8 protein-coding genes are annotated in these 13,327 nt (G+C 44.1%); 2 read left to right on the forward strand and 6 right to left on the reverse strand.

Annotated features, from left to right (window positions below):
- Positions 1 to 584 precede the first annotated feature (584 nt).
- The 5 genes from secDF to BUB52_RS10825 all read right to left on the reverse strand — a co-directional run bounded on the left by secDF (position 585) and on the right by BUB52_RS10825 (position 8,463).
- A complete protein-coding gene (gene secDF, locus BUB52_RS10805) occupies positions 585 to 3,575 on the reverse strand; it encodes a protein translocase subunit SecDF (RefSeq protein WP_009122167.1) in 2,991 nt (996 codons plus the stop codon).
- Between the two features lie 83 nt (positions 3,576 to 3,658).
- Positions 3,659 to 5,743, reverse strand: a complete 2,085-nt coding sequence (locus BUB52_RS10810) for a M3 family metallopeptidase (protein ID WP_009122168.1) — start codon at positions 5,741 to 5,743, stop codon at positions 3,659 to 3,661.
- Between the two features lie 57 nt (positions 5,744 to 5,800).
- Positions 5,801 to 6,901: an endonuclease/exonuclease/phosphatase family protein gene (locus tag BUB52_RS10815; protein WP_039950859.1), complete on the reverse strand. Its 1,101-nt coding sequence runs from the start codon at positions 6,899 to 6,901 to the stop codon at positions 5,801 to 5,803.
- Positions 6,902 to 6,908: 7 nt separating this feature from the next.
- Positions 6,909 to 7,799, reverse strand: a complete 891-nt coding sequence (locus BUB52_RS10820) for a rhomboid family protein (RefSeq protein WP_009122170.1) — start codon at positions 7,797 to 7,799, stop codon at positions 6,909 to 6,911.
- Positions 7,780 to 8,463, reverse strand: coding sequence for a rhomboid family intramembrane serine protease (locus BUB52_RS10825; protein WP_009122171.1), 684 nt, complete (start codon positions 8,461 to 8,463; stop codon positions 7,780 to 7,782). The genes BUB52_RS10820 and BUB52_RS10825 overlap by 20 nt, the downstream gene beginning before the upstream one ends.
- Before the next feature lie 203 nt (positions 8,464 to 8,666).
- Between BUB52_RS10825 and BUB52_RS10830 the strand changes: the two genes are divergently transcribed.
- Positions 8,667 to 8,933 carry an HU family DNA-binding protein gene (locus BUB52_RS10830; protein ID WP_009122172.1) on the forward strand — a complete coding sequence of 89 codons (267 nt, stop codon included), beginning with the start codon at positions 8,667 to 8,669 and terminating at the stop codon, positions 8,931 to 8,933.
- A 105-nt stretch (positions 8,934 to 9,038) separates the two neighbouring features.
- Positions 9,039 to 10,856, forward strand: coding sequence for an arginine--tRNA ligase (gene argS / locus BUB52_RS10835; RefSeq protein ID WP_009122173.1), 1,818 nt, complete (start codon positions 9,039 to 9,041; stop codon positions 10,854 to 10,856).
- Positions 10,857 to 10,930: 74 nt separating this feature from the next.
- On the opposite strand, the gene topA is transcribed toward argS, so the two are convergent.
- Positions 10,931 to 13,279 carry a type I DNA topoisomerase gene (topA, locus tag BUB52_RS10840; RefSeq protein ID WP_039950861.1) on the reverse strand — a complete coding sequence of 783 codons (2,349 nt, stop codon included), beginning with the start codon at positions 13,277 to 13,279 and terminating at the stop codon, positions 10,931 to 10,933.
- Positions 13,280 to 13,327 lie beyond the last annotated feature (48 nt).

Raw genomic sequence — 13,327 nt, forward strand, 5'->3', positions numbered from 1 at the left:
AAAATAACAGTCTATACTATCACACCCCTAAGTGGTTATTTGCATGATTCATCCTGGAGAGATAGCCGAAGATTCCGGTTTTTGATTTATCAGGACAAAAAGTCGGTGATTCTTTCCGTCCGCCAAATCAGTTTTACTGCCAATACAATCCGGGTCTTATGTTGAGGGTATCTCAGTCGTATACTTAGGTAGTCTCAGTCGTATACTTAGGGTACCTTGGTCGTATACTGAGATACCCCCACTTCAGAAGGTGTTTTGGAGTAGGATGGGCGGCTGATTGTCTTTGCTGTTTATCCGCGGGGATATGGGGAACTTTATGAGAATTTCGAGTTCTGCGTACAAAATGAAGACGACTATGCAGACTATCTGACAGAATATGAGCAAGGAACAGATATTGAGTTATAAAAAAATAAACTCCCAGTTTATTACTGATAAACTGAACGGATTGATTGCTTATCCTTTCTCTCTTCTGCATTTTGGAGAATAAGCCATCTCTTGGGAATAGATGTATATATCAAAAAAAGAGGAAACCTCTTGCGAGACTTCCTCTTTTCTTATTTATATAACCTTAATTATATGAAAGTTTATGCTTCTTCTTCTGTATCTTTCTTGTTCTTCATCAGCATATAAGCGATAGGAGATGCAACGAACAGAGAAGACAATGTACCGAATACAACACCCAGAATCATTGCGAATGCGAAGCTGCGGATAGAGTCACCACCGAGGATGAAGATACACAGCAATACGATCAATGTACTCAATGAAGTATTGATGGTACGTGCCAAAGTTGTGTTCAGTGAGTCGTTGAACAGTACTTTCTTGTTGCGTTTCGGATACAGACCGAAGAATTCGCGTACACGGTCGAAGATTACCACCTTATCATTGATTGAGTAACCGATAGCCGTCAGGATAGCGCCGATAAATGTCTGGTCGATTTCCAGAGAGAACGGAAGAATACCCCAGAACATGGAATATGCACCCAAAATGATAATCGTGTCGCAAGCCAATGCGCATACGGAACCGATAGAGTAGGCAATATTACGGAAACGAAGCAAGATGTACAGGCCGATGGCTATCAAAGCCAGCACAACAGACCAAATGGCTGATACCTTGATGTCGTCTGCAATACTTGGACCTACTTTTTGTGAACTGATGATACTGCCGCCCGTATGATTCTCACGGTCGATGAATGTTTCCAGTGTAATATTCTGAGTCAACAACGGTTTTAGCGTTTCATACAGATAGGCTTCGATTTCCGAGTCGATGTTATTGCCTTCTTCTTCAATACGGTAGTTGGTGCTGATACGCACAGTCTTGCCGTCTGCACCGATGGCGATAACACTGACGTTGGCGTCACCGAACTTGCTGGCAATCAGTTCGCGTACTTGTTCGGGCTCTACTTTGTTTTCGAACTGTACCTTAAAGTTACGTCCACCGGTAAAGTCGATACTTTGGCTTAAACCGCGCATGCTGAGGAATGCGATGCAAACTACAACACCTATACCTGTCAACGTCATCCAGAGTTTGTTTCTGCCCATGAAATCGAAGTGTACATTTGCCATCAGGTTTTTGGAAATACCCGTAGAGAATGTCAGGTTCAGCAATTTGTCTTTGCTCATGAAGTGCTCGTAGAACAAACGCGTCATGAACACTGCGGTAAAGAATGAAATCAGGATACCGATAATCAATGTAGTAGCGAAACCACGGATAGGTCCGGTACCGAAGTTGAACAGGATAATACCTGTAATGATAGATGTCAAGTTGGAGTCGAAGATTGCAGAGAAGGCATTTGCATAACCATCGGCAAGTGCTTTCTTAACGCCCTTACCCGCACGTAATTCTTCTTTGGTACGTTCGTAAATCAATACGTTGGCATCTACAGCCATACCGAGTGACAGCACCATACCGGCAATACCGGACATGGTTAGCGCGGCTTGGAAAGATGAAAGGATACCCAATGTGAAGAACATGTTCAATACCAGAGCGCCGTTGGCGACCATACCCGGAATCAAACCATACATGGTACACATGTAAACCATCAACAGAATCAATGCCACGACGAATGACATGATACCGGCGTTGATAGATGCTTGTCCCAAAGACGGGCCTACGATGTCTTCCTGTACGATGTGGGCGGGAGCCGGCATCTTACCTGATTTCAATACGTTCGCCAAGTCTTTCGCCTGTTCGGGAGTGAAGTGGCCGGTGATTTGTGAATTACCGCCGGTAATTTCCTGGTTTACGTTCGGTGCAGAGTACACATAACCGTCCAATACAATAGCGATGGCTTTACCTACATTTTGTTTGGTAAGTTGCGCCCAACGTCGTGCACCATCCGTATTCATGGACATACTTACGGCAGGTTTACCATAGTGGTCGTATTCGTCTTTGGCGTTTACAACTACATCACCTTCCAATGGGGCGCGTCCGCTACGTTCGGTAGACTTGATTGCATACAATTCAAAAGTCTGGGCTTTCGGGTCGTATTCATAAGGAGAAACACCCCACTTCAAGCGCAGGTCTTTCGGCATTTCAGCCTGAACCTCCGGCATGGAGAGGTATTTGTTGATGTCAGCTGTATCCTTGTAGTTTGCATAACCTACAACAGGGCCTTGGCCGCTGGGATTTACCTGAAGAACTGCCAGCAACGGATGTTCTTTCTTAATTTGCTCCAGATCGGCAGCTTGTGCTTTGCTTTCACCTTTCAGTGCTGCGGCAAGGCTGTCGGCTGTACTGGTAGCTTGCGCTACGGCAGGAGCTTCAGCTGCTACGCTGTCTGTAACTTCTTCAGCGTCTTCTGTAGTTGCCAAAATTGCACGCAACTTGGCGTCAGTTGATTGCAAATACGGAGCAACGTCTTTTGCATTGTATGTTTCCCAAAATTCCAGATTGGCGGAACCTTGTAACAATTTTCTTACACGTTCCGGCTCTTTGATACCCGGAAGTTCCACCATGATACGTCCCATTTTGTCTTCCAGACTCTGGATGTTGGGCTGAACCACACCGAAACGGTCAATACGGGTACGGAGTACGTTGAATGAGTTGTCAACGGCTGCCTTTACTTCTTCGCGCAATACTTTCTCAACTTCTGCGTCGGAAGATTTCTGGTTTACCTTGTCCTTTAATTGCTGGGTAGCGAACAGTTGTGAGAGTGAAGCGCCCGGAGCTATTTTGTGATACTCTCTGATGAACAACGTGATAACGTCGTCCTGGCTGGTAGTAGCCTGTTTGGCGGCAGTTGCCAACGCTTGGTTGAATGCTTCGTCAGACTTGTTGTCCGCCAATGCTTTGATAACATCGGGTACTGACACTTCAAGAATGACGTTCATACCGCCCTTCAAGTCCAAACCTAAACTGATCTCCATTTCACGACATTGTTTCAGCGTCCAATTGCCGAACCACACCTTCTCGTTTGACAGAGAATCGAGGTAGTCTTGTTCCACTTTCACATCGCCTTTTGCGAACTCTTTTGCCTTATTTGTATAGTGGCGAGTCACAAAAGAGAAGGAGAGATAGAACACACATACCAATGTGAGCAATATCGCAAAAACCCTTACAAATCCTTTGTTTTGCATGTTACTTTTAGTTTATTATGATTACTTTTTAATTGATTTCTATTGTATATAAGGCTGCAAATATAGCTTTTTTTTCACAATTCTTACTTCATACCGCGATTTTTTAACATCGGCTCTAATTGAGGCTCTGCCCCTCTGAAATTCTTGTAGAGCGTCATCGGATCTTCGCTGTCTCCTTTTTCCAAAACATTATGGCGGAAAAGGTCGGCGGTCGTCTTGTCAAAAATGCCATGTTCTTTGAATGCTTCAAAAGCGTCATTATCCAGTACGTTCGCCCACAGATAGCTGTAATAGCCTGCTGCATAACCGCCTATGATATGATTGAAGTAGGTGGTACGGTAGCGGGGAACTATTTCGGAGATTAATCCGAGTTTATCCATGGCTTCTTTTTCATAGGCCACAACATCTATGTCTTTCGTGTCTGTCAGGTTATGCAGATTCATATCGAGAATAGCGGCAGCCAGCAACTCGGTAGTCATGAAACCTTGGTTGAAAGTTTTTTGTTTCAGAATCTTTTCGATGAGATTGTCGGGAATGACTTCACCGGTTTGGTAATGTTTGGCGTACATTTTCAGAACTTCGGGTTCGGTAGCCCAGTGTTCGTTGATCTGTGACGGAAGTTCTACAAAGTCGCGCACTACATTTGTACCGGAAACGCCCAGATAGTTACATTTGGTCAACAGTCCGTGCAGCCCATGGCCGAATTCATGAAAAAGGGTTTCCACTTCATCCATTGTGAGCAGGGAAGGGGTGTCACCAACGGGTTTGGTGAAGCTGGCTACGTTGCATACTAACGGACGGATGCCGCCTTTTTGCTCACGATAGTTGCTCATCCATGCTCCGCCACTTTTGCCGGGACGCGGGAAGTAGTCTACATAGAAGATACCCAGCTGCGATCCGTCTGCATCTTTTACTTCAAATACTTCTACATCGGGGTGATAGACAGGGATATCGTTGAGTTTTGTCAGTGTGATTCCGTATAGTTTGTTGGCAACGGCAAAGGCTCCCTCGCGTACGTTCTCTAATTTAAAATAAGGCTTGATTTGGTCTTCTTCAAGGTCGTATTTTTCTTTACGTAGTTTTTCGGTGTAATACCACCAGTCCCAGGCTTCCAGTTTTTCGCCCTTACCCTCTTTATCCATTAATTTCTGGAGTTCGGCAGCTTCGGCTTTGGCTTTAGGCAGGGCATACCCCCACAGGTTGTTCAGGAATTCCATTACTGTGGTCGAGTTTTTAGCCATGGTATTGTCCAATACGAAGTTGGAGTAACAGTCGAAACCTAACAGACGGGCTTTTTCCAAACGCAGGCTGACGATGTCGGTAATGATTTTTTTATTGTCGTTTTTGTCGTTATTATTGCCTCGGTTGATGTAAGCTTTATATATCTTCTCGCGTAACGGGCGGTTAGCGGAATATTGCAGGAACGGGATACGGCTGGCGTTATGCAATGTGAACAACCATTTACCCTCCTGACCGGCAGCTTTTGCTTCTTCGGCGGCGCTTTGGCAGAACCATTCGGGAAGTCCGGCAAGGTCTTCTTGCTTGTCTACAAAAAGCATAAACTCGTTGTTTTCATTCAGAATATTGTTGCTGAAAGTGATACCCAGTGTAGAAAGTAGTTTATTTACTTCGCGTAGGCGGGCTTGCTTTTCGGCAGAAAGATTGGCACCGGAGCGTACAAAGCCTTTATACGTTTTGTCCAAAAGTCTTTGTTGTTCGGTTGTCAGGCCTAAAGAATCTTTCTTCTGATAAACAGCTTTTACTTTATTGAATAACTCTTGGTTAAGCGAAATATTGTCTCCATGCTCGGACAGTACTGGAGCGAGCTTTATAGAAAGTTCGTTCAGGGCATCACTGGTTTCGGCATCCGTCATGTTGAAGAAAATGGCGCTTACCCGGTTGAGTATGGGGGAACTGTTGTCCAAAGCAACGATTACATTTTCAAAGTTCGGTACTTCGGCATTGTCGATAATAGCCTGGATATTGGTATTTTGTTCTTCTATTCCTTTAAGGAATGCAGGCTCGTAGTGCTCCAGTTTGATTTTATCAAAGGGTGGAACACCGTTCGGGGTTTGAAACTCGGTGAGGAACGGATTACTTTCCGTTTGGGTAGCACAGGAGTACATCATACAACTTGCAGCTAAAATTAGAATACTTCTTTTAAACATAAAGTCAGAGTATTAGATATTGAGTAGTTTATTAATAATTTCATTTTGTAAAGAAACTCATTGCCGTTTGGCTATATAACACCATATTGGATAGTGATCGGATTCCTTTATGGAACGGTCTACGGTACAGTTATAGGACTGTAGGTTTTTGCTGATTAATATATTGTCTATCCGAAAATAGAACTTATTCTGGTTGTAGGAAATTCCCAGTCCGCGCCCTGATTGGGTGAAAGCATCATCCAGATTTTGCGCTATGACACGGTGAGCGTACGAAATGGGGGTATCATTGAAATCTCCGCAGACGATGACGGACGGATACCGGGAAGATGCGATTTCCCGTGCGATGGTATCTGCCTGTGGAGCGCGGATAGCAGAGGCTTCTGCCAGTTTATGTACCAACAATCGCGCGCCGCTTTTCACTTTCTCCTTTTCGGGAGCTTTCAATATGTCTTCATAAATGTCTTTGTCGGCTTTTGTCAGTTTGTTGGACTCCAAGTGATTGTTGATAAGGGTAATCGTGTCTTCATTCAGTTTGAGTTCGTACAGTACGGAACCATTATAACCGCTCGGGTAGTTTAAAACACGTGCGGATAGAATAGGGAATTTGGAATAGCAGGCTATCTTGTTGGTATAACCGCTGCCGCTGCCTACAACACTGATGCGATGGTAAGGGTAATCTTTTAATTCTCGTTCTATATCCTTCTGTGTGAGGCGACGGGGAGATTCATCGGATGCATACTCCTGCAGGCAGAGGATGTCGGCGTTGCTCTCTTTCAGATATGTCAGTATCGGATTCTTTCCGTCTTTTTTAACGGCGCCGTTGAACCCCATGATGTTGTAAGAAAGGAATTTTATACTTTCTTCGGGTGGATTGGCGGTATGAAAATTGAGGGGAAGATATGTCCGTAGTTGCGAATAACACAATAAAAAACCGATTAACGGCAATAAAGCCGTTTTGTATCGTTGTATAACCAACCAAAAAATCAGGAAAGCGCCGTTGATAAGTGCAAAAATGGGAAAAGTCAGCCCAAAACAAGATTGTACCGGATGAGTTACCGGTTGGATGTAAGGACTGTATGCTACTAATAGCAAAAGGCCCGTGAATAAAGCATTGATCGCTAAAATCAGGAGAGCGATAAAATTACCGAAATGCTTCATACGTACATTATCGTTTACTTGCATCGAACAAGCTCTTCTTTTCTTCTGTTGTCAGACTTTCATATCCGGACTTTTTCAGTTTGTCGAGGATACGGTCTATTTCATCGGATTGAGCTTTTTTTCGGGCATTATAGTTATAATCTTTCTGTTTGTCAGTTCCATAGTGAACTTTCATCTTAGGTTTGCGGGGTTTGGAGCTGAACAAAAAACTGACGGCATCCAGAGACTTGTTAATCCATACGGTGATATCTGCGCCTTTGCTAAGGCTGGCTGCAAACCACAGCCCCGCCAACGCTCCGCCTAAATGAGCGATGTGTCCGCCGGCGTTACTGGATGTGATGAATAATAAGTCCGTTCCGATAACAATCAAAGCCAGATATTTCAAGCGTATTGTTCCAAAAAGGAAAAGACGTATCGGATAGTTAGGTTCCCGATAGGCGGTAGCTGCCACGACAGCGAGTACGGATGCCGATGCTCCCAGCATGAAGGAGTATTCCGTCATCGGACGGAAGTAGGGGAAGATATTGTAGGCTGCCATATAAAGCAGTCCGCCACAGATTCCGCCCAAGATATATACGCCCCGTAAATGTTTCGCGGAGAAGAAACTTAGGAACAAAGCACCGAACCAGTACAGCCAAAGCATATTGAAAAGGATATGCATTACTCCCGCGTGCATAAACATATACGTCAGGATAGACCAAGGCTGGGTTATGAAGCGGGGTAGTGAAGCAGGCAGTTCCAGCCATTCAAATGCTCCGTCGAGGCTCCGGTTGAAAAGTTGCAATATAACTTCTGTCAATGTAGTAAGGATGAATACTCCCACATTGATATAAATCAGCTGTATGTAGATGGTTCCTCTACGGAATGATTCTTTTAAATCAGTTATAATAGTAGCCATTTCCTCTGTTCTTTTTTCTCCAATACATTATTAGTATGAAGCCGAATATCATACCGCCCAAGTGTGCAAAGTGCGCCACATTATCGCCCGGATTGTTGGCAAGTCCCGAGAACAGTTCTATCAAGGCGTATCCGATAACGAAATATTTGGCTTTGATGGGGAACGGTAACGGAAAGATGAATAAGGGCTGGTTGGGGAACAGCATACCGAATCCCAGCAAGATGGCATAGACGGCTCCGGAAGCTCCGACGGTAGTCATCATATTGAGATATTCTTCCATGGGAATGACGGAATATCCGGTGTTGACACTGTCGTATGCGGAAAGTACCGTTTCGTAATGAATGTACTGTACGAGCTCTTGAATAATTCCTGCGCCGATACCGCATGCGAGGTAATAGAACAGGAAACGCTTCGGTCCCCATACCTGTTCGAGTATACGGCCGAACATCCATACTGCAAACATATTGAAGAACAAATGGGTAAATCCGCCGTGCATGAACATGTAAGTAATCAGTTGCGCTGCGTTAAAATCTCCGGCAAGGAAGAAATGCAGGCCTAAGTACTTATTTAAATCGATGCCGTAATTTTGGGCTACAAGCGTGCCGAGAAACATCAGCACATTGATAATTAAAAGGTTTTTGGTTACTGTCGGTATAGTATTCATAATCTGTTTTTTTCGCTTTATTTGGCAAAAATACGAATTAATTCTGTTCTATAACAGAAAAAGGAACTCCTATTCCTTTTTTTTCTCTATTTTTCCGGCCTTTTTTAATGTTTTTATTTGATATTCAGAATTTTTGCTCTATTTTTGTAGGAAGTAGCATTGGAATTTTTCTTTTGTGTAACAATTAATTAATCATTTGTATTATGAATAAGTCAGAACTTATTAGCGCAATGGCAGCTGAAGCCGGTTTGTCAAAGGCCGATTCAAAAAGAGCATTGGATGCATTCATCGCATCAGTAACAAAAGCATTAAAGGCAGGTGATAAAGTAGCATTGGTTGGCTTTGGTACTTTTTCTGTAATGGAGAGAGCCGGACGCGTTGGTATCAATCCGGCAACAAAGAAGCCTATTCAGATTGCGGCGAAGAAAGTTGCTAAATTTAAAGCAGGTTCGGAATTGACTATCGAATAAATAGATCATAAATAAAACTTGAGAAAAGGAGACGCATACAACGTCTCCTTTTTTATGGAATTAAAAATAGTTCGTATCTTTGCACACAGAAAATACATTTGAATCATGAATATAGAACAGAAATTGGTAACGTCCGTAATTAGCGGATTGAAAGCGTTGTACGGACAGGATGTTCCTGCTGCACAGGTGCAGTTGCAGAAAACCAAGAAAGAATTTGAGGGACACCTTACGTTGGTTGTTTTCCCTTTTCTCCGCATGTCTAAGAAAGGACCGGAGCAGACGGCACAAGAGATTGGCGAATATCTGCAGGCAAACGAGCCTTCGGTTTCGGCATTCAATGTTATCAAAGGGTTCCTGAACCTGACTATCGCTTCTTCGGCATGGATTGAATTGCTGAATGGCATCCATGCGGATGTACAGTATGGCATTGCCGCTGTTACCGACAAGTCCCCGTTGGTGATGATTGAATATTCTTCGCCCAATACGAATAAGCCGCTCCATTTAGGCCATGTCCGCAATAACCTGTTGGGTAATGCATTGGCAAATATCATTTTGGCCAATGGCAACAGAGTGGTAAAGACAAATATTGTGAATGACCGTGGTATTCATATCTGTAAGTCGATGTTGGCGTGGCAGAAGTATGGCAACGGTGAAACTCCCGAGTCTTCCGGAAAGAAAGGTGATCATCTGATTGGTGATTATTATGTGGCTTTTGATAAGCATTACAAGGCTGAAGTCAAAGAGTTGATGGCGAAGTTCCAAAGTGAAGGTCTGAGCGAAGAAGAGGCCAAGACCAGAGCGGAAGCTGAATCACCTTTGATGAAAGAGGCGCGTGAAATGCTGGTGAAGTGGGAAGCCAATGATCCTGAAGTACGTGCTTTGTGGAAAAAGATGAATGACTGGGTATACGCAGGATTTGATGAGACTTACCGCATGATGGGAGTTACTTTCGACAAGATTTACTATGAGTCGGAAACCTACCTGGAAGGTAAGGAGAAAGTTATGGAGGGCTTGGAGAAGGGTTTCTTCTATCGCAAAGAGGACGGTTCCGTATGGGCCGACCTGACCGGAGAAGGACTTGACCATAAATTGCTTCTCCGTGCCGACGGAACTTCTGTTTATATGACACAGGATATTGGTACGGCCAAATTGCGTTTTGCCGATTTTCCCATTGACAAGATGGTTTACGTGGTAGGTAATGAACAAAATTATCATTTTCAGGTACTCTCTATTTTGCTCGATAAGTTGGGCTTTGAGTGGGGTAAGGGGCTGGTTCACTTCTCCTACGGTATGGTGGAACTGCCTGAAGGTAAGATGAAGAGCCGTGAGGGTACGGTTGTGGATGCTGACGATTTAATGGCTGAAATGATTAATACCGCTAAGGAGACTTCCGGAGAATTGGGTAAGCTAGACGGCCTGACCAAGGAAGAGGCTGATAATATTGCCCGTATTGTCGGTTTGGGCGCTTTGAAATATTTTATATTGAAAGTGGACGCCCGCAAGAACATGACGTTCAATCCTAAGGAATCCATTGACTTCAACGGTAATACAGGACCGTTCATCCAGTATACATATGCACGTATACAATCCGTTCTTCGCAAGGCGAAAGAGGCAGGCATCACCGTTCCTGCACAACTTCCCGCGGGTATTGAATTGAGTGAGAAAGAGGAAGGTCTGATACAGATGGTTGCAGATTTTGCAACTGTTGTGAAACAAGCAGGCGAGGATTACAGTCCATCTCTGATTGCGAACTATACTTATGATCTTGTGAAAGAATATAATCAGTTCTATCATGATTTCAGTATCTTGCGTGAGGAGAATGAAGCGGTGAAGATATTCCGTCTTGCCTTATCCGAAAACGTAGCCAAGGTGGTACGTTTGGGAATGGGATTGCTTGGCATTGAAGTACCCGACAGAATGTAGTTGAAAGTACTCTATATGAAAAGCCCTCTCTACGGATTCGTAGAGAGGGCTTTTCTTTTTTTAATATAACCTCATTATTTTTTCTTCTTGGCATATTTACCTCGTTTGGCTTTCGGCGCGTCCGGGTCACTTTGCAGTTTGATGATTTCTCTGCATGCGTCCAGGCTTAAATCCTGCGGAATAATATCTTTCGGAATTTTATAATTATTTCCTTTATAGGATATATAGGGTCCATAGCGACCATTCAGAATCTCCAGCTCCGGTTCTTCATCAAATTTCTTGAGATGTTTTTGAGCTTCGGCGTCTTTTTTGTTCTGGATAAGTTGGATTGCTTCGTCCAGTGTAATTTCCATGGGGTCTATGGTCTTTGGAAGTGAAGTGTACATTCCGTTATTGTACACATAAGGTCCGAAGCGACCGGTTCCTATGGTAACCGCCTTACCTTCATACTCACCTAAAGTACGAGGCAGTTTAAACAGGTCTAGCGCTTCTTCCAGCGTGATTGTTTCAATGGACATTTCTTTCTTGAGTTGTGCGAAACGCGGCTTCTCATTGTCACCGGCAGTGCCAATCTGTACAACAGGACCGAAGCGGCCGATTTTTACAGATACCTGCTTACCGCTGCCCGGTTCTTCGCCTAAGATACGTTCACCGGCTTTATGGGCATTCTTGGTAGCGAGCGTATTTTCTACGGACGGGTGGAAGCTCTTATAGAAGTCGCCCAAAATAGTTGTCCACTTCTTTTCTCCCTCGGCTATCTCGTCAAATTGTTTTTCAACACTGGCGGTAAAGTTATAGTCAAGGATATTGGGAAAATATTCCATCAGGAAGTCATTGACTACGGTGCCTGTATCGGTAGGCATCAATTTAGCTTTCTCGGCTCCTGTTATTTCTGTTTGGATAACGTCTGTAATCTTGCTGTCTTGTAATGAAAGTATATTATAAGAACGTTCTTCTCCGGTTTTTTCGCCTTTCTCCACATAGCCGCGTTGCTGTATGGTAGAAATGGTAGGAGCGTATGTGGAAGGACGGCCGATGCCCAACTCCTCTAATTTGCGTACAAGACTGGCTTCTGTGTAGCGGGGAGGATGCTGCGTGAAGCGTTCCGTAGCAGTAATGCTTTGGCTCTGTAAAATCTGTCCTTTCTTCAAAGGCGGCAACAAGTGTGTTTCATCTTCTTGTTCCGCATCGTCGTCAATGGATTCGCGATATACATGGAGAAAACCGTCAAATTTCACAACTTCTCCTGTGGCATTGAACGTATCCGACTCGTTACTGATGCTGATATTTACGGTAGTCTTCTCAACTTCCGCATCCGCCATTTGGGAGGCTATGGTACGTTTCCATATCAAGTCATACAGTTTTCGTTCCTGTGGACTACCTTCTATTTTAGCATTTTCCATGTCGGTAGGACGAATGGCTTCGTGAGCCTCTTGAGCGCCTTTGGTCTTCGTGGCGAAATGACGCGGATATACGTAACGTTCTCCCATCATGCTGGCAATGACTGATTTGCTGCTGTTTACAGCCAGCTCGGAAAGATTGACGGAGTCGGTACGCATATAGGTAATCTTTCCCGACTCGTACAACCGTTGGGCAACCATCATGGTTTGTGCAACTGTAAATCCTAATTTACGGGCGGCCTCTTGTTGCAAGGTAGATGTCGTAAAAGGAGCCGCAGGACTTTTCTTCAGCGGGCGGGTGGAAATATCATTGATGGTGAAAGTGGCTGATCGGCAACTTTCCAGGAGTTTTTGAGCTTCGGCTTTTGTTTTGATACGGCGTGCCAATTCGGCTTTCATTTCAACCAGTTTGCCATCGGCATCGGGTACGAGGAATATGGCGGTAACCCGATAAGATGCTTCCGATTGAAAAGCTTGTATCTCCCGCTCACGTTCTACGATGAGGCGAACGGATACTGATTGTACACGACCGGCGGAAAGTGCCGGTTTCACTTTTTTCCATAGCACGGGCGAAAGTTCAAACCCTACGATACGGTCTAAAATACGGCGTGCTTGTTGTGCATCTACGAGATTGATGTCAATATTACGTGGTTGCTCGATGGCCTTTAAGATAGCGCTTTTAGTGATTTCATGGAAGACGATGCGCTTGGTATGTTCCGGTTGCAGTTTCAGCACTTCGTATAAATGCCATGCAATCGCTTCTCCCTCACGGTCCTCATCGGATGCCAACCATACGGTTTCCGCTTCTTTGGCTTCGGCTTTCAATTCTTCCACAACCTTTTTCTTATCTTCCGGAATTTCATAATGCGGTTTGAAATCTTTATCAATATCAATACTGAACTCTTTTTTCTTCAAATCGCGTATATGACCATAACTGGAAAGGACTTTATAGTCTTTTCCTAGGAACTTTTCAATGGTTTTTGCTTTTGCCGGAGACTCGACAATGACAAGGTTTTTCTGCATAAATTTCTGTTTTATAGTGGTTCCAACCACTAATTTACCCGCAAAAGT

The organism is Bacteroides clarus YIT 12056 (assembly GCF_900129655.1).
Taxonomy (GTDB): Bacteria; Bacteroidota; Bacteroidia; order Bacteroidales; family Bacteroidaceae; genus Bacteroides; species Bacteroides clarus.